Here is a 24,527-nt window from a genome sequence, read left to right on the forward strand (position 1 = left end):
ATAGCGTCGCGCCATGAGTTACGCGCTGACGACGTATGTGGTCGACCTCGACACGCTGCACGGGGCCGTCGGGTCGAAGGACGACAAGCTGCGCCGGATGATCGGCGGCCGGTTCAAGAGGCATCTGGCGGCGTTCGACCAGCAGTTCAGCCACGTGGCCGACGAGGGCGGTCCGGGCATCCACGACGCGATCCGCGCCGTCATCGACGGCGGGCCGTTCGACGCCGGCCACGGCAGCATGTACGGCTACGCCTACAAGTGGATCTGCGAGTTCCACGGCCGCGCCCAGTACAACAACGACTTCTCCCCGATGCGGTCGGGGTGGCTGGAGACGGTCGACGAGGGCCTGGCCGCCGTGGGCGTGACCGCGGTCAGGGTCGACGAGTTCAGCATGGACCGGCCTCCGGCGCCGATCCCGGCGCCCGACTTCGTGCCGTGCTACGGCGAGTGGAGCGCGGAGGAGCGCCGCAAGGCCCACGAGCAGTGGGCGGCCGCCACCGACGACGCCAAGGCCGCCCTCGACCGCGAGGTCCGCGAGGCCGCCGAGTCCTGCATGGAGTGGTGCGCCAACGCGGTGGCGGCCGGGCGGGGTGTCGCCGGCTTCTTCAGCTGACACGGGGCCGGATCCGCGCCCGCCGAACCGCGAGTCCGGCGGCGCGCGGACCCGGCGCCCCGGGGACCTCGTACCTCCCGCCCCGGTGCCCGCCGCGGGAGAATGAGGGTCCCGACGATCGTCTTTGGCCCGCCCCGCGCAAGAAGCAGCCCATGAGCGCACCCCCCTCCTCCCCGCAGCCCCGCGCGTGCTGCGCCCCGGCGCGGGACGGCGCGCGGGCCTCCGGGGCGCCCGCGCCGGCCGCGGCGCCGGCCGCCGGGGCGGCGCCGGCCCCCGAGCCGCACGGCGGCTGGCGGGCGCTGGCGGGCGGCGCGTTCCTCATGGGCTGCGACGACGGCCCCTATCCCGAGGACGGCGAGGGGCCCGTCCGCGAGGTCGTGCTCAGCCCGTTCGAGATCGCCGCCACCGCCGTCACCAACACCGAGTTCGCGGCGTTCGCGGACGCGACGGGGTACACCACCGACGCCGAGCGCTTCGGCTGGACCTTCGTCTTCGCGGGGTTCCTGCCGCGCCGCTTCCCGACCACCGCCGGGGCGGCCGGCGCGCCGTGGTGGCGGCAGGTGCACGGCGGCGACTGGCGCCACCCCGAGGGGCCCGGATCCGGGCTGCGCGGCCGCTGGGACCACCCGGTCGTGCACGTCTCCCACGACGACGCGCTGGCCTACTGCCGCTGGGCCGGGGTCCGGCTGCCGACCGAGGCCGAGTGGGAGTACGCGGCACGCGGCGGCCTGGCCGGCATGCCCTACCCCTGGGGCGCGGAGCGCGAGCCCGGCGGTGAGCACCGCATGAACGTCTGGCAGGGCCCGTTCCCCGACCGCGACACCGCCGCCGACGGCTACTCCGGTACCTGCCCGGTCGACGCGTTCCCGCCCAACGGCCACGGCCTGTACAACATGACGGGCAACGTGTGGGAGTGGTGCGCCGACTGGTTCAACCCGCGCTACCACCGCGCGGGCCCGCGGGTGGATCCCACGGGTCCGCGCTACGGGCAGGCCCGGGTGCTCCGGGGCGGTTCGCACATGTGCCACGAGTCCTACTGCTTCCGCTACCGCACCTCGGCGCGGATGGGCAACACGCCCGACAGTTCCAGCGGCAACACGGGTTTCCGCGTGGCGCGCTGACCCCCGTCCTCTTCCGCCGCCGCCGGAGCCCGGCGCGGCGCCACCGGGCGGCCGCGGCCGCCCGCTCAGTGGCGTACCCGCTTGAGGGCGAGCAGGCGTTCGGGGGTGAAGTCGGCGGACCGGGCCCAGGACACGACCTCCTGCTCCTCCGCGCGGACCGCCTCGGCCAGGGCGGGCAGGGCGGGTGCGGCGGCGGCCGGGATCTTGAGCACGCCGTGGCCGTCGCCGTGCAGCAGGTCGCCCGGCGCCACGTCGAGTCCGGCCACCCGCACGGGCACCCCGACCGCCGTCAGCCGCATGTGGGCGCGGGCCACGCACGCGCCGGCGGCGTGGACGGCGAACCCCATCCCCTGGAGGTCGGGCACGTCGCGCACCCGGCCGTTGGTGACGAAGCCCGAGATCCGCAGCGCGGCCAGCAGGGTCCCGTTGACCTCGCCGAGGAACGCGCCGGCGCCGGGCTCCTCGTCGAGGTCCTGCACCACCACGACGGCCGGTCCGCCGACCGCGAGGACGGCGCGGTGCAGCTCCGCGACGGGGACCGCGTCGCCGCCCGGCCGGCGGGCCCGCATCGTGGCGGTGACGGCGATGCCCGCCATCGTCGGCCCGGCGACCCGGTGGATCGAGCCGTCGGTGTACTCCTGGCCGTCGGCCCCCGCGTCGGTGCGGCGCAGCGCGTTGCTCAGCGCGGGCGTGTCCCACCGGGCCAGGGCCGCGAGGTCGGGCGCCGCCGGGCTCACGCGCCGGCCTTCGGGGAGCGCGCGCCGGCGGCGGGCGGCACGAGCAGCGCCAGGGGCACGTGCTGCTGGCCCGAGTGGACGTCGCGGTCACCCAGCCCGCCCTGGGCCACCGGCCGGGGGAAGGCGATCTTCACGACGTTGAGCGCGGGGATGCGGAAGACGCGGACCTGGTCGGCGGGGACGCGGTACAGCCGGGCCACCACCTCCTCGTTGAGGAACGCGGGGTCGGCGGCCGCCGCGTAGCCGGCCTCGTCGCGCATGAACAGCTCCAGGGTGGTCCAGAACGGGCCCGCGTTCTTGGAGCGGACCTCCAGGGCGAGGTCGTGCAGGGTCTCCCGGGCCGCGGGGGTCTCAGGCATCGGCGGGGGCCTTTCGGTACTCGGTGCGGAACAGTTCGGCGGGGTCCGCGACGTCCACGACGTGGTTGAGGACGAACTCGTACGCGGGGCCGCGCTCGGTCTCGGCCGGCGAGAAGGGGAAGGCGGTGCTGGGCAGGTAGGACATGCCGGCCGCGGGCAGGTGCAGCAGGAGCGGGTTGGCGACCTTGGCGACGGCGGTGGCCGTGGCCTGGTCCGCCGCGTGGACCAGCAGCATGACCCCGACCTCGCGGGCGGGTCCGGTGTCGGGTTCGCGCTCCTTCAGGACGGCGTTGTGGCCGTAGAGCCGGATGTCCACGGCGTAGTCGTCGGGCCCCAGGTCCAGGGTCGCCCGCACCCGGTCGCCGAGGACCCGGAGCAGGAGCGCGGCCCACTCCTCGATCCCGGCCGTGATGCGGGGGTCGCGGATCGCGGTGAAGGACATCGTCTCGTACCCGCTGATGCGCGCCCCCTCCAGCTTGACGGTGTGCTGGGCCGCGGGCTCGAACTCCGACCCCTCCACCCGGACGGTCCGCTCGTCCAGGGCGCGGTAGGTCGCCCGGGTGACGTCGATCGTGCCCGCCGGCTCGCGCATCCGGAACGGGTCGGCGGTCTCGTAGAGCATGTGCGCCGCCACGGAGGCGGGGGTGCAGGCCGCGGCCGGGTCGAGCGGTTCGACGGTGAAGCCGTCCCGGTCGATGGTGGCCAGCACCCCGCCGGCGCGCGGGTTGGTCGTGCACTGGCCGCCGCACTCCACGATCTTGGCGGCGTGCCAGGTCGGGCCCGGGGGCATGCCGCGCATCAGGGGGTAGGCGGCGGCCACGGCGGTGTCGGTGGCGCGCCCGGCCAGCACGACCTGGGCGCCGCCGCGCAGCGCCGCCTCGATGGGCTCGTGGCCCATCATGCCGACGATGTGGGTGCAGTCCTCCAGGGTTCGGGCGTCGAGCGGGCCGAGCGGCGGCAGCGGGTGGACGGCGCCGGCCGCGAGGCGCCCGGCCAGCGCGGACGCCTTCTGCTCGCTGTAGACCGCGGCGACGGTCAGCCCCAGCCCTTCGGCGGCGATGATGTCCCCGGCGATGCCGGCGACCCAGTCCACCCCGGCGTCGGTGCCGCCGGTGCCGCAGGAGCCGACGACGAGCGGGATGCGCGCGGCGGACGCCGCCCGGAGCAGGACGCGCAGGTCGCACTCGACCTGGGCGCGGGTGGTCTTGGGCGAGGCCGATCCGAGGTAGAACGGGCCGGAGTCGGTGGAGCCGCCGTCGATCGCGATGACGTCGGCGCCCAGGGCGATGCCGCGCTCGACCGTCTCCGGGGGGAACCCGGCTCCGAGCATGCCGGCCGGTACGAGGATCCGCACTGCGGTGTCGTCCATGTGGTCCTTCCTTGGTGGTGGCGGAGCGGCGGGTTCGGCGGGGGCGGCGGGCCTCTGGCGCCGGCCGTGGCAATCACAGCGCCCGCGCCGCCCCGGCGCGGCGGCGCAGCGCGATCACGCGCAGCACCACGCCGACCGCCAGCGCGGCGAGCAGGGCGGCGTCGGCGAGCATGAAGCGCCACCCGGTCACCTCGACCATGGCTCCGACCAGGGCCGGACCGAGGAAGCCGCCCGAGGCCCACCCGACCGTGTACAGGCCGGTGTAGGTGCCGAACACGCGGGCCGAGGGGGCGAGGTTCCACAGGATCACCGCCCCGTTGACCAAAAAGCCCGAGGCGCCGACCGCGCCCACGCTCAGGGCGACGGCGGCCGCGGCGGGGGAGTTCACCAGCGCCCCGGCCGTGAGCGAGGCGGCGAACAGCGCCATGCCGAGGGCCATGACGCGCAGCCGCCCCACGCGCTCGGACAGCAGCGCCGCGGGGAGCGCGGCGACGATGAAGACCACCCCGCTGGGCAGGGTGAGGCCGCCGGCGGCGCCGCGCGACAGCCCCAGCGCCTCCATCCCGTAGGGCGTGACCAGGGCCCGCGAGGCCGCCCAGGCGCAGCCGAACAGCAGGATGGCCAGGATGATGAGGAGCCGCTCGCGGCGGGGGTCGCGGCTGGGTGCGCCCCTCCGACGAGGACCCCCGGGCGCGGGCGGCCGTCTACGTCGCCTGGCTCCTGGCGCCCATGGCCTTCGGCGACCACGTGTCCCGCGCCATGGGTGCCGACATCACCGGCCTGGACACCACCCTGCGCTTCTCGCGCATCGGCCTGGACATGCTCACACACGGCCTGTTCGCCGACGACCGCTGGCTGCGCGCCTGGGACCGGGTCCGCGAGCGCCGCACCGGCACCACCGCCCCCGAGGAGAACACGTGAAGGCCCTTCTGCTGACCCACGGCACCCGCGGCGACGTGCAGCCCTTCCTGGCCCTGGCCCGCGCCCTGCGCGGGGCCGGGCACGGCGCGCTGGTCGCCGGCCCCGCCGCGAGCGCACCCCTGGCCGCCGAGTACGGCGTCGACTACCACCCCGTCGACGACGGCCCCAACGCCCTGATGGGCGACCCCGACCTGGACGGCGCCATGGACACCGGGCTGCGGGGGCTGCGCGGCACCGCCGAGGCCGTGAAGGTTATGCGCCGCATCAAGCCGCTCATGTACCGCGTGTACTCCGACATGGCCGACGCGGCGGAGGGCGGCGCCGACCTGGTGGTGCACCACCCCGGCATGCCCGGCGGCCACATCGCCGAGCGCCTCGGGGTGCCCGCGGTGCCCGCCCTGCTCCAGCCCACGTGGGTGCCCACCTCCGCCTTCCCCGCGGCCGGGTTCCCCGCCACCCGGGTCCCGGCCGCGCTGAACCGGACGACCTACCGCCTGCTGGCGCTGTCGGTGCGCGCCCTGGCGCCGGTGGCCGACCGGCTGCGCGCCGAGCGCCTGGGCCTGCCCCGCCGCCCGGGCCGCGACGACATCCTGCGCCAGGCCGACGGCGCGCCCTCCACCGTCCTGCAGGGCTTCAGCCGCCACCTGCTGCCCGCCCACACCGGCTACCCCGACCGCGTGCACACCACTGGCTTCTGGTTCCTGGCCGCACCCGGGGCGGCCCTGGAGCCGCGCGTCGAGGAGTTCCTGGCGGCCGGCCCGCCGCCGGTGTTCATCGGGTTCAGCAGCATGCCCGGCACCGACCCGGCGCGCAGCGGCCAGGTGATGGCGGGCGCCGCGCGGGCGGCGGGGGTGCGGGCGGTCATCGCCTCGGGCTGGGGCGGCATCGACGCCTCCGCGCACAGCGGCGACGACGTGCTGGTCATCGACAAGGCCCCCCACGAACTGCTGTTCCCCCGCTGCGCGGCGGTCGTGCACCACGGGGGAGACGGGACCACGGGCGCCGCCCTGGCGGCCGGGCGCCCGCAGGTGGTCTGCCCCTTCTGGGGGGACCAGCCGTTCTGGGCCGAGCGCGCCCACGCCTCGGGCATCGCCGTCCGCCCGCTGCGGGGTCAGGAGTTGACCGCCGAACGCCTGGCGGCGGCGGTCGCCGAGGCCGCGACCACCACCGCGCTGGCCGAGCGCGCCCGCGACCGGGGCGCCCTCGCCCGCGCCGAGCCCGGCGCCGAGGGCGCCGTCGCCGTCCTGGAGCGCGTCCGATCCGGACTCCCGGCCTGAGCCGGTGCCCGGCGGGGTCAGCCGCGCACCAGGCCCGACTGGTAGGCGACGATCGCCGCCTGGACCCGGTTGCCGACGTCCAGGCGGGCCAGCACCGAGCTGACGTGGGTCTTGACCGTGTCCTCGGCCAGGTGCAGGCGGCGGGCGATGGCGGCGTTGGACAGGCCCTCGCCGAGCAGCGCGAGCACGTCGCGCTCCCGAGGGCTCAGCGCCGCCAGGCGCCGGGCCGCGTCGGCGGCGGGTTCGGGGCGCTCGGGCTCGGAGCGGAAGCGCTCGGCCAGACGCCGGGCCAGCCGGGGCGACAGGCACGCCCCTCCGGCCGCAACGGTGTGGACGCCGGCGATCAGTTCGCGCGGGTCGCCCGCCTTGAGCAGGAACCCGTTGGCGCCCTCGCCCAGCGCGCGGACCACGTACTCGTCCCTGCCGAACGTGGTCAGCACGGCCACGGCGGTGCCGGGGGAGGCGCGGCGCAGCCCGGCGATGGCGCTGAGACCGTCGCCGCCGGGCATCTGGATGTCCACCAGCGCCACGTCGGGCCGCTCGGCGGCGGCCAGGTCGACGAGCGCGGCGCCGGTCGCGGCCTCGCCCACGACGGCGATGCCGGGGTCGGCTGACAGGATCGTGCGCACCCCGACGCGGATCAGCGCCTCGTCGTCGGCGAGGACCACCCTGATCACCATCGCCCCGCCCCGCCTTCCGCGCCCGCGGTGTCCAGCCCGCCCCGGGGAGCGGCCCCCTCGGCGCTCTCGCAGCGCAGCGCGTCCCCGGCGGACCTGCGCGCCAGGTCGTAGCGGCACGTGCGGACCACGCGGTCGTCCTGGAAGCACACGCCGTAGACGAAGGCGGGCGACCACGGGGGCCCCGGCCGGGACCGGTAGTAGGCGCAGTCCGCGGAGGGTCCGGTCACGGCGGCCCGGCGCAGCTCCTCGGGGACGAGGGCGGTGTCCGGCAGCGACGCCTCCGGCAGCACGGCATCGGCCGCGCCCCGCTCCTGTCCCACGGTGACGCGGGCGTACTCCGCGGCGCTGAGCGCGGCGTCGCGGTCGAGGTGGGCGGCGTAGGCGTACCAGGCGACCACCAGGGGCAGCAGCAGCCCGACGCACACCCCCGCGATCTGCGCGAGTTCGGCGGGGACGCGCCGCGGGCGGCGGCCCTCAACCCCCTGGCGGGGAAGGGCGCCGGCGGCCCGGTGCGGAAGGACCGCGGCAAGGCGGAAGCCGCCGCCGGGGCGCGGCCCGGCGGCCAGCGAGCCGCCCGCCGCGCGCACGCGCTCGGCCAGCGCGGCCAGGCCGCGTCCGCCGCCGGAGGCCCCCTCCCGGGCGGTGCCGCCGGGCGGCCCGTTGGACACCGCGACCGTCGTCGCCCCCGCGCGGAGGGCCGGCCAGGTCGGCGGCGCGCCCGCGCGCCCCCGCCGCCGGGTCTCGACCGCGACCACCACCCGGGCGCCCGGCGCGTGCTTGGCGGCGTTGGTCAGGGCCTCGCGCACCACGGCCTCGGCCAGCCGCGCCACCGGATCCGGTCCCGCCACCTCGCGGCCGTCCCACTCCACCGCCATCCCGGCGGCGGCCGCCCGCCGCACCAGGCCGCCGATCCCGTCGGGGGCGGAGCGGCCCGGGCCGGACGCGGAGGCATCCCCGGTCCCGCCGTCCGCAGCGCCCGCAGCGCCCGCGTCGGCGTCGAGGACGCCGATGATCCGCTGCAGCCGGTCGATGGCCGACATCGCGCCCTCGCGCAGGTCGCCCGCCGCGCTGCGGAACTCCGCCTCGGTCAGACCGGGGGCGACCTCCAGCGCGCCGGCGCGTACCGCCATCAGGCTCAGCTCGTGGCCGAGGGAGTCGTGCATCTCCTCGGCGATCCGCGCGCGCTCGCGCAGCCGCTCCTGCTCGGAAACGGCGGCCAGCTCCCGCTCCAGCGACTCCGCCCGCTGCCAGCCGGCGCGCAGCAGGGCGCCGCGCTGGCGCAGGTGGCGGCCGACCAGCCAGGGCAGCACCCCGAACAGCACGGTGACGATGGCATCGGCCATGCCCGACCAGGGCTCGGCCCCCAGCACCGCACCCGCCAAGCACCAGGCGACGGTGCCGCCGAGCCACAGCGGCGCCGTGCGCGCCTCCGCCGACAGGCGGCCCGCCGCCACCGACCGCAGCGCCAGCAGCGGCAGGAAGACCGAGACGGGGCCGGTGGGCCCGGTCGTCGCCACCGCAGGCGGCCAGCGCGGCCGCCAGCCCGGCGTCGCGGACCCGCGACGGCCACCGGCGCGGCGGCGCCCCCGCCCCTGTGCCGGCGGCGCGGGGGAATCGTCCTCTTCCTCGCACACTCCGCACTCTAGCCAGCGCCGGGGCGTCGCCCCTCACCCGAAAGTGCCGGTCAGCGGTCCGGGACCACCCGAAAGCGGCAGTGGCTCCGGTCCGCTTGGGCGATGCCGCGGGCGCACCCGGCTCCCTAGCGTCGGACCGTCGCCGACCGGCGGGCGGCGGGCTCCGAGCGGGCGCGCGGACGGCGGCGACGCGTACGGCCCCGGCACGGGAGCCGCGGCGCCGGGGCCGGTGCCGGACGCCCGCACCGCGGCGCCGCGACCGCGCGCGTCCGTGACACCACGACAGGGAGCAGAGGACCGACGTGCAGGACACCACGCAGTTCCCGGCGCCTACGCCGCCCGACCGTCCGGGCGGCCCGGCCGCCGTCGCCGCCCGCGGGGTGGTCAAGACCCACGGCACCGGCACCTCGTCCGTACGCGCGCTGGACGGCGTCAGCGTGGACTTCGCCCGCGGGGCCTTCACCGCCATCATGGGCCCCTCCGGCTCGGGGAAGTCCACGCTGCTGCACTGCCTGGCGGGGCTCGACACGCCCACCTCCGGCAGCGTCCACCTGGGCGGCACGGACATCACCCGACTGGACGACCGGCGGCTCACCCTGCTGCGGCGCGACCGGGTCGGCTTCGTCTTCCAGGCGTTCAATCTGCTGCCCACGCTCACCGCCGAGCAGAACATCCTGCTGCCCGCCCAGATCGCGCGGCGGCCGGTCGACCGCGCCCGGTTCGACCACATCGTGGCGGTCACCGGCCTGGCCGACCGGCTGCACCACCTGCCCGCCAAGCTCTCCGGGGGGCAGCAGCAGCGCGTGGCCGTCGCCCGCGCCCTGCTGGGCGCGCCGGACGTCGTCTACGCCGACGAGCCGACCGGCAACCTCGACTCCCGTTCGGGAGCGGAGGTGCTGGACTTCCTCGCCGAGTCCGCGCGCGGACTCGGCCAGACGGTCGTCATGGTGACCCACGACCCCGTCGCCGCCTCCTACGCCGACCGCGTCGTCTTCCTGCGGGACGGCCGCGTGGCCGACGACGTGGCCGCGCCAACGGCCGAGGCCGTGTCCGCCCGCCTTCTGGGACTGGAGGGCTGAGCCGATGCGGCGCATCACACAGGCCCGTCCGCGGCCGCGCGCGGGCCGCTTCGCGGCGACGGCCCTGGCCATCGTCCTCGGCGTCGCCTTCGTGACGGCGACCCTGGTGTTCACCGACAGCCTCGACGCGCGCTTCGCGGCCCAGGCCGAGGGCCGCGCCGACCGGGTGGACGCCGTGGCCCTGCCCGCCGACCCCGCCCGGCCCCTGCCCGCCGACGGACTGGCGAAGGTGCGGGAACTGCCGGAGGTGGCCGCGGCCGCCGGCACCGTGCGGGGCGAGGCCGTGCTGCTCGACCGCGGCGGCCGGGCGCTGGGCGGCGTGCCCGCGCTGGCGCTGTCGGCCGGCGGCGCGGCGTCGCGCCTGGTCGCCGACGAGGGCCGGCTGCCGGCCGCGCCCGCTGAGGCGGCGCTGGCCACCACCAGCGCAGAGGCCGCCGGGTACGCCGTCGGCGACACGGTGACCGTGGTCGGCCACGACGGCGCCGAACACGACTTCACCGTCACCGGGCTGGTGGACTTCGGCCTGGACTTGGAGGTGGCCCAGCGCGGCGCGGTGGTGTTCGCGCCGCCGACCGCGCGCCGGGTCACCGGTGCCGAGGGGTTCGGTGAGATCTCCGTGCGCGCAGCGGAGGGGGTCGCGCCGGAGCGGGCGCGCGCGGCTCTCGCCCACGCGCTCGGCGCGCGGGCCGAGACGATGACCGGCGCGGAGTTCGGCCGGGCCACCGCCGAGGACGCCGGGGTGCGGACGCGCACCATCGGCACCGCGCTGCTGCTCTTCGCCGCGGTGGCGCTGTTCGTCGCGGCGCTCGTCATCGGCAACACCTTCGCGGTGCTGGTGAGCCGCGGGCGGGCCGAGACGGCGCTGCTGCGCTGCCTGGGGGCGACCCGCGGGCAGGTGTTCGCGGGCGTGGTGGCCGAGGCCCTGGTGGTGGGCGCGGTGTCGGCGGGCGCCGGCGTGCTCGCGGGGATCGGCGCGGCCGTGGGCGCGGTGCGCATCGGCGCGGCCCTGCCCGGCGCCGCCGCGGTGTTCGGGCCGGGCGCGGGCGCACTGGTCCCGGTCGTGCGGCCCGGCGCGGTGCTGCTCGGGCTGGCGGCGGGCGTGGTGGCAACGCTCGCCGCCGCCCTGCGGCCCGCCTACCTGGCCACCCGCACCGCACCGCTGGCCGCGCTGCGCGAGGCCGCCACAGCCGACGCCGACGCGGTGGGGAGCCGCCGGGGCGCTCGCGGCCGTCTGGCGGCCTCCGGGGCTCTCGCGGCGGTGGCGGCGGCCGTCACAGCGGTGGGAACGGCCGCCGAGCCCGGCCCCGCCGCGATGGCGGTGGTCGCGGGCGGGGGCCTGGTGGCGTTCGGCGCGGTGCTTCCGGTGGCGCCGTTGCTGGTGTCGGCGGCCGCCCGCCTGGCGGCGGCGGCGCTCGGCGGCCTGGGTACGGCCGCGCGCCTGGGCGCGGAGAACGCGCGGCGCGCACCGCGCCGGACCGCGGCCGCCGTGGTCGCCCTGGCCGTGGGCGCCGGGCTGATCACCGGATACACGGTGGTGAGCGCGTCGGTGCAGGCCACGCTCGCCCACGTGATGGCCCGCGAGATGCCGGCGGACTACGCCCTCGTGCCCGCCGGGTCGGGCGCCGGGCTGGCCGGCGATCGGCGGCTTCCCCCCGGGCTGGCCGCCGAACTCCGGGAGAGCCCGGCGGTCGGCGAGGTCGTGCGGGTGCGCCGGGCGCAGGCCCGGCTCGGGGCGGGCCCCGGCGGCGCGGAGGGCGCAGGGGGCGGTGCGGCGGCCGCGGGAACCGGTCCGGGCGGCACGGTGGCGGTGACCGCCTATCCCGGCGCGCGGCTGGGTGTCGACCTCGCCGCGGACACGGCGGCGGGAGACCTGGCCGACGTCGCGCCGGGCCGGGTGGCGGTCGCCGAGGACACCGCCCGGCGGCTGGGCCTGGGCGTCGGCGACTCCGTCGCCCTCGGCGGGGACGGACCGGGCGCGCCGGCCCGGGCCCAGTTGCGGGTGGCGGCGGTGGCGGTGGACTTCCCCGCGGGCCTCACCCTCGACCCCGCCGACTTCGCCCGGCTGTTCCCCGACGCGGTAGGCGACAGTTCACTGCTGGTCACCGGCGCCGAGGACGCGGACGCCGCGGAGGTGCGCGCGGCGGTGGAGCGGGTGGCGGCCGACCACCCGGGAGTGGAGGTCTCCAGCGCGGCCGCGCAGCGGGACCAGTACGGGCGGATGTTCGACGGCGTCTTCCTGGTGGTGGCCGCGCTGCTGGGGGTGGCGGTCGCGATCGCGGTGGTGGGTGTCGGCAACACGCTGGCGCTGTCGGTGCTGGAGCGCGGGCGCGAGATCGCGCTGCTGCGGGCCCTGGGCCTGACCCGCGGCGGGCTGCTGCTGACGCTGGCGGCGGAGGCGCTGCTGGTCGCGGTGCTGGGCACGGCCGTCGGCGCGGGCCTGGGCACGGCGTTCGGCCTGGCCGCGGCGGACGCGGCCATGCCGGACATGGTGCCCGACATCCCGCTGGGGCGGGTGGCGCTGCTCCTCGCCGCGGCGGTCCCCGCCGGCCTGCTCGCGGCGCTGCCGCCCGCCCGGTCGGCGTCGCGTATCCGCGTGTCGTCGCTGACCTCGGCCGGCGGGGGAGGGGGGTAGCGCCGGGCGCGCCCGGCGGTCGCGGGCCGAGCGCGGCGGGCCGCCGGGCGGCGCCGGGGCGGCGGCCGCCTTCGGCCCGCTGCGCGGAGGAACCGCCGGGCGCGTGGCCCGCCGGGCCCGCCCCCCGTCGCGCGGGGCGGTGGCGTCGGCGGCGAGGCGCTGAGGAGCACGCCGCCGTCCGAAGGCGGAGTGGAGGGCGGGCCCCGCACGCGGGTACCGCTACGTGCCCCGGCCCCGCCGGGCGGGGCGCAGGGGCACCCGGGGGCGGGCCCGCCGCAGCGCTACCAGACGAGTTCGGCGCGGTCGCGGGCCCGGGTCACGGCGTCCTCGGGGGTGCCGCGCCACAGGGGGCCGTGGCCGGGGAGGAGGGTGTCGGCGGCACAGGACCGCAGGGCCGCCATGGAGGCCAGGGCCGCGGACCGGTCGTGGTCGAACATCGACGGCAGCGGCTGGGGGCCGGCCAACCGGGAGAGCGGGTGCCCGGTCACCAGGGCGTCACCGGTGACCAGGACGCCGCGCCCGGGCAGGTGGTAGCACAGGTGGCCGGAGGTGTGGCCGGGCGTGGGCACGGGCACGGGCCGACCCGGGACGTCCAGCGGGCCCTCGGGCGGCAGCGGGCGCACCGCCTCCACGCGGCAGTCCCGCAGCGCGCCCGCGCGCACCAGGTGCGCCACCCAGGGCGGCACGCGCGGCCGCCAGGCGTTGCGCAGGATCCGGGCGGGGGTGACCTGCTGGAGGAACGCGCGCCGGACGTGGGGGACCTCGGCGGCTCCGGCGTAGACGGGCGCGCCGTGGCGCGCGGCGAACCGCGCCAGCGAGCCGATGTGGTCGACGTGCCCGTGGGTGACCAGCACCGCGGCAACGTCCGCCGGGCGGCGGCCGACCGCGCGGATCGACGCCTCGACGGCGTCGGCGTAGGCCGGGTACCCGCCGTCGATCAGGGTGAGGGCGTCGCCGTCGGCGATCAGCGCCCAGTTGACGGCCGGGCCCCGGATGAGGAACACGCCGTCGGCGGCCGGGACGACACGGAAGGCGGGCGTGCGCGCCATGGGCGCTCCTTCGCGGAGGGGGCCGGGCGCGCGGAGGGGCCGGTGCCGCGCCGCGCACCGTGACACCGGTCACGATACGCCGTCTCCCGGTCGCGCGCCGCTTCGGCCGGCCCCGGCGCGCGCTCCGGGAGGCCGCGCCGGACGGTCGGCCCGGGCGGGCGGCCCGGACGCGGCCGCATCCCGGCCGGGGGAGGCGGGCGGCCGGGGCCATGGGCGGGGCGGGGCCGCCGCGGCGGTGTTCTGTACGCTTTGGCGGTGCCTCGTTTTCGACTGCGCGCGCTGCTCCCCGCCCTCGCCGCGCTGGCGTGCGCCGTGCTGCCGGCGGCTCCCGCGGCCGCCGCCCCCCAGAGCACCGCGGCGTTCTACGCCGAACGCCTGGCCGAGGACCCCGTCTACGTCAGCGACCACCTCGCCGGCCCCGGCGTGGAGCGGACCCGTTCGGGGATCGCCGCCGCCACCGCCCGGCTGGACGTCCCCGTCCACGTCATCGTCGCCCCCGCCCTGAGCGAGGACTACGACCTGCGGCCGCTGCTGGCCGCCGTCCACGACCGCCTCGGCGAGGACGGCGTCTACCTCGCGGTGACCGGCGACATCTCCCTCCAGCTCACCGGGGCGGCCTACGGGGTCTCCGTCCCCGGCCTGGACGACGCGGTCACGGAGGCGGGCTACCTCGACGCCGGACCGGTGCGCCTGGTCGAGCGCACCGTCGACAACCTGCTCTCCGGCGAGGCCGCCGCCCGGCTGGGGCGCGCCCAGGAGGCGTCCCGGGAGGAGAGCGCGGCCTACGACGAGGACGCCGAGACCGGCTCCGGGATGTGGGCCGACCTCGCCGACGACCTCGACTCCGACAGCGTGGTCGGCCGCAACAACATCGGCTTCACCGCCGGGATCGGCGCCGGGGCGGCCGCCGTCCTCATCGGCTACCCCGTCGTCCGCGCCGTCCGGGCGGCCGCCCCCGCCCGCAGGGCGGGCCGCTCGTGAGGCGACATCCGGGCGCGCCCGGCGGCGCCGCGCCGGCCGCCGCAGTCCTGGTGCTCTTGGGCGCGCCGGCCTTCGCACTCGGCGCCGCCCCCGCGCAGGCCGACGGCTACGCGCCCTCCCCGATGCCCACCCCGCCCTACGTGCACGACACCGGCCGCGCCGAACGCGTCGCCGCCGAGTTGCGCGAGGACCCCGTCTACGTCGACCCCGAGGCCCACGCCCACCTCGCCGACGGCGAGGAGACCCGGGTGGAGGCGCTGGTCGCCGAAGCCGGGCAGCCCGTGTTCGTCGCGGTCCTGCCCTCCACCTACTACGACGAGTCCAACGGCGACCCGGAGCTGTTCCTGCACGCCCTCCACCACGAGCTGGGCGAACCGGGCGTCTACGTGATGGCCGACCCCCGCGCCGGGGGCGTCGGGCCCTTCGACCTCACCGCGCTCGCCTTCGACGTCCCCGTGGACGAGTTCGAGGCCCTGTGGATCGACTACGAGGAAATCCCCGACAGCGAGCTGCCCACGGCCGAGAACGAGCTGCTCACCGAGCAGGTGCGCACCCTGGTCAAGCAGATCCGCACCGCACCCGAGGGCACCCCGGCCTCCCCCGTCCCCTTGTTCGCCGACACCTCCGACGACATCCCCGACGAGGAGCCCACGCGCGCCGACTACTTCACCGACGCGGTCCCCGGTGTCATCGTCGGCGCGCTGCTCGGCCTCCTCCTCATCGGCGCGTGGCTGCTGGCCGCCGCCGGGGTGCGCTCCTCCCGCGCGGTGCGCGCGGCCGTCCCCCCGGGCGCCGAGGACGGCATCCCCGCGCTGCTGCGGGCGCGGCCGGCGCCGGTCGCGCCGAGCCCCCGCCGGCTCTCCCGCATGCTCCGCACCGAGCTGCGCCGCCTGGCCCGCGAGATCGAGCGCGCCCCCGCCGACCACCCCAACCACGCCCGCGCGGTGGCCGCGTTCGACGCCGCGACCCTCATCGACCGCGGCGAGCACGACCCCACCTGGACCGTCGGCGCCATCACCATGGCCCGCGCCGCCCGCGCCGAACTCACCCTGGACGCCCCGGCCACCAGCCCGGCCTTCTGCGCCGTCAACCCGCTGCACGGCGCCGCCGTGCCGGCGCGGGCGGTGTCCGGCCCCGGCGGGGCGGACACCGGCGCCCGGCCCCGGGGCCGCGCCCGGCGCGAGGCCGCCAGGCGCCGCGCCGCGGCCAAGCGGCAGGCCGCCGCCCGCGGTGCCGGGGGCCGCTGGTGCGCCCACTGCTGGGCACGCGCCGACCTGGGCCGCCCGGTGGCGCCGCGCACGCTCCAGGTGCGGGTCGACGGCCGGCTCCGCCAGCACGACCTGGTCGACGGCTTCTGGAAGTCCGTCCAGTACGGTCACCGCACCCCCGACCTCGCCCGGCGCGTCCTGAAGGAACTCGATGTCGACTAGCCTCGTCCGCACGCCCGCCGCGGCGGTCCGCGCCGCGCTCGCCGCCGTCCTCACCGCCGCGCTCGCCCTGGCGGCCGCCCCGGCCGCCGCCGCGCCGAGTCCCGCCGGACCCAGCCCGGCCGAGCGCATCGCCGAGGGCCTGCGCGAGTCCCCCGTCTACGTCGACCCGTCGCTGGACGCCGCGCTGCCCGAGGGCCAGCGGGCGGAGTTGGCCGCGCAGATCGAGGCCACCGGCAAGCCCGTGTACGTGATCGTGGTGCCCCTGGTGGCGGGCGACGCGTGGGGCGGCGAGCCCGAGCAGCTCATCGGCGCGGTGCACGACCGGCTCGGCGCGGACGGCTCCTACCTCGCCTCGGAGCTGGGCTCCAGCACTTGGATCACCGGCGTCGACTACGGCACCGAGGCCGAGCACCAGGCCGCCGACGCCGCCAGCGCCGTCAGCCTGGACAGCGACGCCGCCGACACCTCCCTGTTCGGGCTGTTCACCCGGACCGTGGAGATCATCGACGCGGGCACCGGCACCGCCGACTACGAGCGCGAGAGCGACGAACTGGCCGCCGAGACCGAGGAGTGGGACGCCCCCGCGCCCGCGGTCCCCGGCGCGGGCGGCGGTTGGGCGGGCGGTACCCCGGTCTGGCTCGCGGCGGGCGGGGCGGTCCTGCTGCTGGGGGCGGCCGGCGCCTGGCTGCTCGTCCGGCGCCGCCGGGCGCCGGCGGCGCCCCGGCTGGTCGCCTTCGACAACGCCGACCGCGCCCGGCGGGAGCAGTTGCGCGCCGAGGTCGAGCGCGAGCTGGTGGACCTGGGCGAGCGGCTGGGCGCCACCACCCTGACCGGCGGCGACGGCCGCGCCGCCGCCGACCACGCGGCCGCCCTGGACGCCCACGACGCGGCGGGCCGGGTGCTGGACGGGGCGCGCGGCATCGACGACCTGGCGGGCGCCCGGGTCCTGCTGCACCTGGGGGAGGACCTGCTGGCGGCGGCCCAGGCGCGCGACAGCGGGCGCAGGGCGCCCGCGCCGCGCCGCCACTGCTTCTTCAACCCGCTGCACCCGACCTCGACCCGGCCGGTCATTTGGCGGGCCGTGGGCACCACGCGGCGGATCAAGGTGCACGCCTGCACCGACTGCGCCGCGGCCGTCCGCGGCCACCGCGCGCCCACCGCCCTGCCCGTGCGGCACGACGGCGACCGGGTGCCATACTACGAGGTCCCGGCCGAGGAGAGCGTGTGGTCGGCGACCGGCTACGGCAACCTCGGCGGCGACCTCGTGCAGCGCGTGCTGCGCGGCGACCTGCGGCGGACCTGATCCGCCCGCCCCTTCCCGGCGCCGCCCGCCGGGCCGGGGCGCAGCCGGGGAGGGGCGGGCGCGAACCCGGCCACCCGGTCGGGCCGGCGGGTTTCCCCCGGCCGGGCGGCGGTCACATACGGTGATGAACGGATTCGCCCCGTGACGAGGAGGCCCCATGTCCCCCCTCCGCATCCGCCGCCCCCTGGCGGTCGCCGCCCTGGCCGGGGCCGCCGTCCTCGGCGCCGGGGCGCCGGCGGCCGCCCAGGTGATCGTCAGCCCCGAGGAGTGCGAGGCCGGCGGCGGCACGGTCCTGCCCACCCGCGTCGACCTCGGCCCCGACCACTGGTGCTCGGGCGGGATCCACCACGGCGCGTGGGTCCGCTAGCCGCGCCGCCGGCGCTCCCGGCCGCCGCGGCCGAGGGCGGCGGGGCGGGGCGCGGTCAGGCGGGCGGGCCGACGCGCCGCACGGCGCGCAGGTCGCCGGCCAGCACGGCGGCGTGGGGGATCGCGAAGTCGCCGTTGGGCATGAACCCGTGGAACCGGGCGCCCACGACCGCGTCGGGCAGGAAGGGCGCCAGTCCGGGGCCGGCGGTGTCGCGGTAGCGGACCGGCCACCCCCAGCCGTCGGCGGCCTCGTCGGTGCCGAAGAGGACCGTGTGGTCGGTGAGGACCCGGTCCGCGAGGTCGGGCGGTCCGCCGGTGTGGCCGTCCAGCGCGGGCGCGGTCAGCACGTCGGGGTCGAGCGGGACGTACCACACCAGCAGCGGCTTGGCCCGGCGGCGCTCGGCGGTGTCGAAGCAGCACACCGCGAACACGTGGTCGGGGTAGTGGTCGGTGTAGAACCGCAGGAGCCCGTGGTCCAGGCGCGGGCGCCGGCGCCGGGGCACCTCCTCGAGGGCGGCCGGGATCAGCGTGGCGTCCTCGGCCAGGAGCACGGTGTAGACGTCGTGGTCGAACACCCGCACCCGGGGCGCGGCGCCGGCCGCGCCGCCCATCGGCGCCATCCCGCCCGGGGCGGCGGGGGCGGGCGGCGGCAGGGCCAGGGCCATGTCGGCGAGGACGTTCTCGGCGTCGCCGACCGGGACGAAGTTGTCCGGGCCCATCGCCCTCGCCGGGAAGTGCAGCACCATGGCGTTGGGGCCGCCGGCGAGGTTGAGCGCGACGTTCTGGTAGCCCGCCACGTGGACGAGCCCGTGCTCGGGGTGCCGCAGCCGGCCGGCGTAGAGCGTGGTCGCGGAGAAGTCGGCGGGGGCCATGGAGACGCACACGCCCGACACCGTAGCGGCCCGGCCCGGACGGCGGAAGGCCCGGCCCGCCTCGGCGGCCCCGCGCCGGAGACGGCCGGGGCCGCCGGGGCGGGCCGGGCGGCGGCTCAGCGGGCGGCGGGCTCGCCGGCGCCGCGCAGGTGCGACATGGGGCCGTACAGCTCCCGGAGCCGCCGCACCTCGTCGGCGTCCACGAACCGCGCGATGCCGCGGCCGTAGTCCTTCGCGGTCTCGATCACGAACCGCACCGCGGTCTCCACGGTGCCCAGGTCCGTGGCGCCGGTGGCCGACCCCGCCACGGCGGTCTCGGTCACGATGGCCACGCCCACGACCGGGGCGGCGGTGGCCGTGGCGGGCTGCAGGATCGAGTTCACGTGGTAGACGCCGTTGCCGTAGGGGGTGATGTCCTGCATGGTCAGCGGCATGACCACCGGCGGGCGGCCGGTGGTGCGCGAGACGACGTCCAGCAGGGTCTCGGGCACGCGCACGATCCACCCGTCCACCACGGCCGGGGTGATGGCGATGCCGTGGTGGTTGCAGACCCGGTTGCCCTTGGTGGTGTCCACGGACAGGATCGCGTCCATGGCCGGCAGCACCTCGTGCCGGTTGCTGACCTCCTGGTCCACGGCCGAACTCATGAACGGGACCGGGTCGTGCGGCTGGGTCGGGGCGTCGGGGTCGACGTGGGTGGCCAGCACGACGTCGCCGGGCAGGGTGTCGCCCCGGCGGCGCATGTCCAGGAGCTTGGCGGCCGCCGCGACCGTGGTGAGGGCGCCGTCGCCGTCGCTGACGAAGCCGATCTGCTCGGGGCGCGCGCCCAGGCCGCCCAGGCGGCCCAGGATGCCCAAAGTGGGCGCGGGCCCGCCCGAGGCGGCCCCGGCCGTGCCGGCGACGGTCACCCGGACGAAGTCGGTGGACCCGCCCTCGCCCGCGACGGTCTCCACGACGACCTCGTCCTCGGCGGCGCCGTGGCGGCGCAGGTACTCGGCGACCGACGCGCCGTCGGCGGCCGGGGTGTCGAGCAGGTCGTAGGCCTCGATGACGTGGCTCCAGGACATGGGGTTCCTCTCAGGTGTGGTGGTGGGTGATCGCCGGCCCGGCGGGCGGGCGCGGCCGGCGCGTCAGGGCCGGGGCGGTCGGGGATGAGGGGCGCGCCGCGCCCGCGGCGCGGTGGGCGCGCGCGGGCGGTGGCGGCCCGCCGGGGCGCATGTCAGCCGCCGGCCGCGCGCACGGCGGCGCGCGCCCCGGCGCGGACGGCGTCGACCACGGGGACCTCCACCCGCTCGGCGAGGTGGGCGGCCAGCCCGATGGTGGTCATGCCGGTGCAGGCGAACATCAGGGTGTCGGCGCCCAGGGCCACCAGGCGCTCGGCGGCCCGGACCGACGCGGCCAGGCCCGCCGCACCGCGCAGGTCGTGGGTGCTGCGCACGCCCTCGGGCACCAGCGCGGCGACGCGGGCGGGGCCCAGCACGGAGGTGACGGCCGCGGGGGTGCGGGTGGTGAGGTCGAGCACGCCCACCCGCGAGCCCAGCTCCAGCGCGCGGCGGGCGGCCGCCTCGCCCGCGCCCACGACGGGCACCCCCACCGCGGCGCGGGCGCCGGCCAGCCCCGGGTCGGCCGCGCAGCTGACGAGCAGCGCCGCCACGCCGTCCTCGCGCTCCATGCGCGCGGCCAGCTCGGGGACCTTGGCGGCGGCGAGCGCGAAGGTGGCGTCGTCGTGCACGCCGTCGGGCTGGTCGGGCAGGCACCGCGACACGGTCTCCACGCCCAGTTCGGCCTCGATGACCCGGCCGTGGGCGCCCAGCAGCCCGTCGTCGCCGGTGGTGACGACCCGGATGACCCCGATCCTCACGCCGCCCCCCGCGTGCGCGCGGCGAGGGAGTCCAGGACCTCCGCGGCCAGGCGCGCGCAGACCGAGCGGGCCAGGACCACCGGCAGCCCCGAGGCGGCGGCCGCGCGGGCGCGCATCTCCTCGGTGTAGCCGATGCAGTCCAGGGCCAGCAGGTCGGCGCCGGCGTCGGCCAGGCGCCGCGCGGCGGCGGCGAGGTCGGCGGGCGTGCCGGTGTAGGGGGAGCAGACGTCGGTGCGCACCCGGGCGCCGGCGGGCAGGCGGCGGCCGAACTTGGCCTCGGTGTCGCGCGTCTGCTCGGGCAGCGGGCACACCACGCCGAGCGTGCCGCCCTCGCCGAGCAGGGCCGCCGCGCCGAAGGCGATCATCCGGTCGGGGACGAAGAGCGGCTTGGTGTGGACCGGCTCGGGGAAGGCGCCGGTGCAGGCGAGCAGCACCGCGTCGACCTCCCGCTCCAGATCGGCCAGGATCGCGGGCAGGCGCTCGGTCACCAGCGACTCGCCCAGCACCACGGAGGTGCCGTCGGCGAGGCGGGTCGTGAGGGCGTGGTCGCCGGGCGCGACCGGCCGCGCCTCGATCTGGGCGCGGGTGAGGCCGTCGAGCACGCCGCGCTCGACGACGGCGGCCTCGGGCACCAGCGCGGTGAGTTCGGGGGTGAGGTCGGGGCGCGGCGCCTGGCCGATGGTGAGGACTCCCAGTCGTGTCATGGTCCCTCCCGGGTTCAGCGGCTGAAGATGGTGCCGACGGAGTGCACGGAGTCGCCGGCGATGAGCCCGGCCCCGACCAGGGAGATCTCCTGCTCGCCCTTCTCGCCCCGGCGGCGCTGCCACACCAGGCGGACCGCGAGCCCGGCCAGCACCAGCCATCCGGCGTTGGGCGTGGCCACGAGCAGGCCGGTGGCGAGCAGGACGCCCATCTGGCGCCGGGGGCCGCCCAGCAGCTGCACGAGCGCGCCGGGGACGGCCCACAGCGCCAACTGCAGCAGGACGGAGGGGTCGGTCAGCCCGGCCTCGATGGTGTCGGCGTAGACGATGGAGGTGGGCGGCACGGCGCCCTCCTCGAACAGGCCCTGCCACAGCAGCGCCACCATGCCGATGGCCACGGCGAAGCCGATCATCGAGGAGAAGAGCTGCTGGCGGCGGCCGTCCAGTTCGAAGGCGGTGTAGGGGCGGCGGTCGCGGCGCAGGATCCAGCCGGCCTTGAAGTCGTAGCCCATGTCGGCGAATGCCGGGCCGGTGGCCGCGCAGTAGCCGACGAGCAGGGCCAGCGGCACCCCGGGGATGCCCAGCGCCAGGCCGAGGATGAGGAAGATGAGGGTGACCGCGAAGGCGGGGAACCAGCCCGCGTGCATGGCGGCCAGGCCCACGATCAGCTCGTGCACCAGGGCGGCCACGGCGGCGAACAGGACGAACCCGATGATGCCCAGCCAGCTCATGTCCGACCAGATCCCGCCGGCGACCGCGAGCACGAGGGCGCCGAGGGCGAAGAGGGCGTAGCCCGACCCCAGGGCCCGGCCCAGCGTGGCGCGGCTGACCGTGTAGGCCAGGGACGGGTCGTCCTGGGCGGCGCGCTCGCGGGCCGCCTCGCGCTCGGTCTCGCGGCGGCTCTGCCGGCCGGCGAGGATGACCACGATCTGGGCCAGCGCCACCACGCCCGCGCCGATCATCACGCCGTGGGGCACGTAGACGGCGTTGAGGTCCACGCCGATGACCGCCGGGGAGTACTGGGCGACGAGCAGGCCGACGGCGAACATCAGCAGCGCCCACACGTTGCCGATCATCGCGATGCCCGCCGCCGACATCGGCATGCCCAGGAAGGACGCGCCCAGCCCGAACACGCCGCTGCCCACGAGGATCGCCGCCTGGCGGCCGCCCCTGTCGCCGGCCTTGATGGTCTCGGCGGCGGCGACACCGGGCGGCCAGGCCGCGTCGGCCGGCAGGAACCGGGAGCCGAACGCCTTGTAGAGCACCCACACGTCGATGAGCAGGCCCAGCGAGGCGCCCAGCAGCATCGGCCACACGAGGTCGGGGCGGCCGAAGAGGAACGGGATGGCGATCGGGGTGAGCAGGGAGTTCGCGGCGGCGAACGTCGCACCCGAGATCGAGGACTGGAGGAGGTTCTGCCGGTTGGTGTTGCGGAAGGACCGCATCCCCAGGAACCCGATCCGGCCGATGAGCATGGCGATGACCGCGCCGATGACACTGGTGTTGGGCGAGACCCCCAGCGTCGTGATCATGTGGATGCCGATGACGGCGCCGAGGAGGCTCACCAGCACGGTGGCGATGACGACGACGGGCTCGAACGCCCGGGGGTGGCGGGCGCTCTCGGAGGTCTGCGGTTCGGCGGCCGAACCGGGTGCCGACGGTTCCATGTGTGGTCCTTCGCGGATGCTCACGTCCATCAAGGGCGGAGTTGACACTGGTCAGGGGGCATGCGGTGCGCGACGACCCGGTCATGTCCCCACCCGCTCAGGCTGCCTGCCGTTCACCCGCGCAAGCAAAGGTTTCCCACTATCTGGGAGTTAAGATCATATTTCGGTCCCCATGCGAGGGGTGTCCCGCTCCTCGGACGGACGTAGGGTGAGCCCATGTCCACCGGCTCCACCGGGCGCACCGGACCCCTCCAGACGGTCGACCGGGCCCTCGACATCCTCCTGAGCTTCGACGAGTACCGCACGAGCTGGGGCGTCCTCGAACTCGCCGACGCGTTCGGGCTGTCCAAGTCGACCGCCCAGCGCCTCCTCGCCTCGCTGGCGGGAAAGGGGTTCCTGCGCGCCGACCCCGACACCCGCCGCTACAGCATGGGCCCGGCCATGTGGCGCATGGCCGGGCTGTGGGAGCGCTCGGGCGGGCTGTCGGTGCTGGCCGAGCCCCTGCTGGCCGAGCTGGCGCGGGCCAGCGGCCGCACCGCGCTGTTCTGCGTCCCCGACGGCGCGCACGTGCGCTGCATCGCCGCGGTCAGCGGGACGGAGGGGCCGCGCCGATCGCACCCGTTCGTGGACGAGCTGTACCCGGCGCACGCCGGGGCGACCTCCCGCGCCTACTTCGCCTTCCTCGACCCCGCCGAGCGCCGGGCGCTGCTGGCGGGCCGCCCCTCCGCGCGTTTCTCCGACCTCACCCCGTTCGAGGAGCGGCAGGTCGAGGCGCTGCTGGACGAGGCCTTCGAGCAGGGCTACGCGCTCTCCCAGGGCGAGTACGACGCCGCGTCCCGCGCGCTGGGCGTGCCCGTGTTCGGCGGCAAGCGCCCGGTGGGGTCGGTGTCGCTGGTGGAGAACAAGTACTCCGACCACGGCGACGACCTGCTGGACCACCTGGCGGCGCTGCGCGCCGCCGCCGACGAGCTGACCGGGCTGCTGTCCAACCGCCGCCCGGAACCGCCCACGCGCAACTGGCGGCGGGGGCACGGCGCCCGCCCCGCCCCGCGCACCACCGCACCCTGAAGGACGACCCATGCCCGAACTGCTCCTCTTCTCCAACTCCACCAACCACGGCCGGGGCTACCTGGACCACGCGTGGGAGGAGGTGGAGGCGTTCCTCGACGGCCGGGACCGGGTGGCGTTCGTGCCGTTCGCCGGGGGCGACCACGGCGCCTACACCGCGCGGGTGGCCGCCGCCTTCGCCGCGCGCGGGATCGCGGTGACGGGCGTGCCGGCGGACGCCGGGGCCGCGGGGGTGCTGGACGGGGCGCAGGCGGTCTTCGTGGGCGGCGGCAACACCTTCCGCCTGGTGGACACCCTCCAGCGCACCGGGCTGATGGACGCCCTGCGGGAGCGCGTGGCGGCCGGGCTGCCCTACATGGGGGCGAGCGCGGGCACCAACATCACCGCGCCCACGCTGCGGACCACCAACGACATGCCCATCGTGGAGCCCGCGTCGTTCGCCGCGCTGGGGTTCCTGCCGTTCCAGATCAACCCGCACTACCTGGACGCCGACCCGGCCTCCACCCACAACGGCGAGACCCGCGAGACCCGGCTGCGGGAGTTCCTGGAGGCCAACGACGTGGACGTGCTCGGCCTGCGGGAGGGGACGCACCTGCGGGTGCGGGGCGGCGGGGCGGAGGTAGAGCGCGCGGTGGTCGGCGGCACCGCCGTGCAGCCCGGCGCCCCGGGACCGGCGATCGTGTTCCGCCGCGGCACCGAGCCCTTCGAGGTCTCCGGCGAGGTCACCGACCTGTTCGCGCGCACGCCGCGCTTCGACCACCCCGCCTAGGGCCGGGCGCGCGCTCGGGCGCCGGGGCCTGGAGGCAA

General features: G+C 77.6%; 24 protein-coding genes. 12 read left to right on the forward strand and 12 right to left on the reverse strand.

Annotated features, from left to right (window positions below):
- Positions 1–13 precede the first annotated feature (13 nt).
- Positions 14–613: a DUF7691 family protein gene (locus HNR12_RS22985; RefSeq protein ID WP_179769512.1), complete on the forward strand. Its 600-nt coding sequence runs from the start codon at positions 14–16 to the stop codon at positions 611–613.
- A 152-nt stretch (positions 614–765) separates the two neighbouring features.
- Complete coding sequence (locus tag HNR12_RS22990; protein ID WP_179769513.1) at positions 766–1,734, forward strand: formylglycine-generating enzyme family protein; 969 nt, start codon at positions 766–768, stop codon at positions 1,732–1,734.
- Positions 1,735–1,799: 65 nt separating this feature from the next.
- On the opposite strand, the gene HNR12_RS22995 is transcribed toward HNR12_RS22990, so the two are convergent.
- The 4 genes from HNR12_RS22995 to HNR12_RS23010 all read right to left on the reverse strand — a co-directional run bounded on the left by HNR12_RS22995 (position 1,800) and on the right by HNR12_RS23010 (position 4,830).
- Positions 1,800–2,471: an RraA family protein gene (locus HNR12_RS22995; protein WP_179769514.1), complete on the reverse strand. Its 672-nt coding sequence runs from the start codon at positions 2,469–2,471 to the stop codon at positions 1,800–1,802.
- Positions 2,468–2,830: a DUF4387 domain-containing protein gene (locus tag HNR12_RS23000; protein ID WP_179769515.1), complete on the reverse strand. Its 363-nt coding sequence runs from the start codon at positions 2,828–2,830 to the stop codon at positions 2,468–2,470. Before HNR12_RS23000 ends, HNR12_RS22995 begins: the two co-directional genes overlap by 4 nt.
- Positions 2,823–4,199 (reverse strand): acyclic terpene utilization AtuA family protein, encoded by a 1,377-nt coding sequence (locus tag HNR12_RS23005; protein WP_179769516.1) that lies wholly within the window; start codon positions 4,197–4,199, stop codon positions 2,823–2,825. Before HNR12_RS23005 ends, HNR12_RS23000 begins: the two co-directional genes overlap by 8 nt.
- A gap of 73 nt (positions 4,200–4,272) precedes the next feature.
- Complete coding sequence (locus HNR12_RS23010; protein WP_179770846.1) at positions 4,273–4,830, reverse strand: MFS transporter; 558 nt, start codon at positions 4,828–4,830, stop codon at positions 4,273–4,275.
- Positions 4,831–4,862: 32 nt separating this feature from the next.
- Between HNR12_RS23010 and HNR12_RS28725 the strand changes: the two genes are divergently transcribed.
- Together HNR12_RS28725 and HNR12_RS23020 are read left to right on the forward strand one after the other, a co-directional pair.
- Positions 4,863–5,120: a hypothetical protein gene (locus HNR12_RS28725; protein ID WP_179769517.1), complete on the forward strand. Its 258-nt coding sequence runs from the start codon at positions 4,863–4,865 to the stop codon at positions 5,118–5,120.
- The gene (locus HNR12_RS23020) at positions 5,117–6,397 is read left to right on the forward strand and encodes a nucleotide disphospho-sugar-binding domain-containing protein (RefSeq protein WP_179769518.1); all 1,281 of its coding nucleotides are present in this window, start codon (positions 5,117–5,119) and stop codon (positions 6,395–6,397) included. The genes HNR12_RS28725 and HNR12_RS23020 overlap by 4 nt, the downstream gene beginning before the upstream one ends.
- Positions 6,398–6,414: 17 nt before the next feature.
- Here HNR12_RS23020 and HNR12_RS23025 read toward each other — a convergent pair whose 3' ends face one another.
- The gene (locus HNR12_RS23025) at positions 6,415–7,074 is read right to left on the reverse strand and encodes a response regulator (RefSeq protein WP_179770847.1); all 660 of its coding nucleotides are present in this window, start codon (positions 7,072–7,074) and stop codon (positions 6,415–6,417) included.
- A complete protein-coding gene (locus tag HNR12_RS23030; RefSeq protein ID WP_179769519.1) occupies positions 7,071–8,594 on the reverse strand; it encodes a histidine kinase in 1,524 nt (507 codons plus the stop codon). The genes HNR12_RS23025 and HNR12_RS23030 overlap by 4 nt, the downstream gene beginning before the upstream one ends.
- A gap of 419 nt (positions 8,595–9,013) precedes the next feature.
- On the opposite strand from HNR12_RS23030, the gene HNR12_RS23035 reads away from it, so the two are divergent.
- Both HNR12_RS23035 and HNR12_RS23040 read left to right on the forward strand, forming a co-directional pair.
- On the forward strand, positions 9,014–9,790 hold the full coding sequence (locus HNR12_RS23035) for an ABC transporter ATP-binding protein (protein ID WP_394353922.1): 777 nt from the start codon (positions 9,014–9,016) through the stop codon (positions 9,788–9,790).
- 4 nt (positions 9,791–9,794) lie between these two features.
- On the forward strand, positions 9,795–12,422 hold the full coding sequence (locus HNR12_RS23040) for an FtsX-like permease family protein (protein ID WP_179769520.1): 2,628 nt from the start codon (positions 9,795–9,797) through the stop codon (positions 12,420–12,422).
- 281 nt (positions 12,423–12,703) lie between these two features.
- Here HNR12_RS23040 and HNR12_RS23045 read toward each other — a convergent pair whose 3' ends face one another.
- Complete coding sequence (locus HNR12_RS23045) at positions 12,704–13,471, reverse strand: MBL fold metallo-hydrolase (RefSeq protein ID WP_179769521.1); 768 nt, start codon at positions 13,469–13,471, stop codon at positions 12,704–12,706.
- 255 nt (positions 13,472–13,726) lie between these two features.
- Here HNR12_RS23045 and HNR12_RS23050 point away from each other — a divergent pair, with 255 nt between their 5' ends.
- From HNR12_RS23050 to HNR12_RS23065, 4 genes are all read left to right on the forward strand, one after another.
- Entirely contained in the window at positions 13,727–14,452 is a 726-nt protein-coding gene (locus HNR12_RS23050; protein WP_179769522.1) for a hypothetical protein, read from the forward strand.
- Positions 14,449–15,882, forward strand: coding sequence for a hypothetical protein (locus HNR12_RS23055; RefSeq protein ID WP_179769523.1), 1,434 nt, complete (start codon positions 14,449–14,451; stop codon positions 15,880–15,882). Before HNR12_RS23050 ends, HNR12_RS23055 begins: the two co-directional genes overlap by 4 nt.
- Positions 15,872–17,185, forward strand: coding sequence for a hypothetical protein (locus HNR12_RS23060; protein WP_246425155.1), 1,314 nt, complete (start codon positions 15,872–15,874; stop codon positions 17,183–17,185). The genes HNR12_RS23055 and HNR12_RS23060 overlap by 11 nt, the downstream gene beginning before the upstream one ends.
- 157 nt (positions 17,186–17,342) lie before the next feature.
- On the forward strand, positions 17,343–17,552 hold the full coding sequence (locus HNR12_RS23065; protein WP_179769524.1) for a hypothetical protein: 210 nt from the start codon (positions 17,343–17,345) through the stop codon (positions 17,550–17,552).
- Positions 17,553–17,607: 55 nt separating this feature from the next.
- Here the strand turns inward: HNR12_RS23065 and HNR12_RS23070 are convergent, their stop codons facing one another.
- The 5 genes from HNR12_RS23070 to HNR12_RS23090 all read right to left on the reverse strand — a co-directional run bounded on the left by HNR12_RS23070 (position 17,608) and on the right by HNR12_RS23090 (position 22,652).
- Entirely contained in the window at positions 17,608–18,435 is an 828-nt protein-coding gene (locus HNR12_RS23070) for a hypothetical protein (protein ID WP_179769525.1), read from the reverse strand.
- Positions 18,436–18,539: 104 nt separating this feature from the next.
- The gene (locus HNR12_RS23075) at positions 18,540–19,490 is read right to left on the reverse strand and encodes a DUF1177 domain-containing protein (RefSeq protein ID WP_179769526.1); all 951 of its coding nucleotides are present in this window, start codon (positions 19,488–19,490) and stop codon (positions 18,540–18,542) included.
- 152 nt (positions 19,491–19,642) lie between these two features.
- Complete coding sequence (locus tag HNR12_RS23080) at positions 19,643–20,284, reverse strand: aspartate/glutamate racemase family protein (protein ID WP_179769527.1); 642 nt, start codon at positions 20,282–20,284, stop codon at positions 19,643–19,645.
- The gene (locus HNR12_RS23085) at positions 20,281–20,988 is read right to left on the reverse strand and encodes an AroM family protein (RefSeq protein WP_179769528.1); all 708 of its coding nucleotides are present in this window, start codon (positions 20,986–20,988) and stop codon (positions 20,281–20,283) included. Before HNR12_RS23085 ends, HNR12_RS23080 begins: the two co-directional genes overlap by 4 nt.
- A gap of 14 nt (positions 20,989–21,002) precedes the next feature.
- A complete protein-coding gene (locus HNR12_RS23090) occupies positions 21,003–22,652 on the reverse strand; it encodes an OPT/YSL family transporter (protein WP_179769529.1) in 1,650 nt (549 codons plus the stop codon).
- A gap of 216 nt (positions 22,653–22,868) precedes the next feature.
- On the opposite strand from HNR12_RS23090, the gene HNR12_RS23095 reads away from it, so the two are divergent.
- A complete protein-coding gene (locus HNR12_RS23095; protein ID WP_179769530.1) occupies positions 22,869–23,720 on the forward strand; it encodes an IclR family transcriptional regulator in 852 nt (283 codons plus the stop codon).
- A gap of 10 nt (positions 23,721–23,730) precedes the next feature.
- Complete coding sequence (gene pepE / locus HNR12_RS23100) at positions 23,731–24,489, forward strand: dipeptidase PepE (RefSeq protein WP_179769531.1); 759 nt, start codon at positions 23,731–23,733, stop codon at positions 24,487–24,489.
- The last annotated feature ends 38 nt before the right edge of the window (positions 24,490–24,527 follow it).

It is taken from the genome of Streptomonospora nanhaiensis, from assembly GCF_013410565.1.
Taxonomy (GTDB): Bacteria; Actinomycetota; Actinomycetes; order Streptosporangiales; family Streptosporangiaceae; genus Streptomonospora; species Streptomonospora nanhaiensis.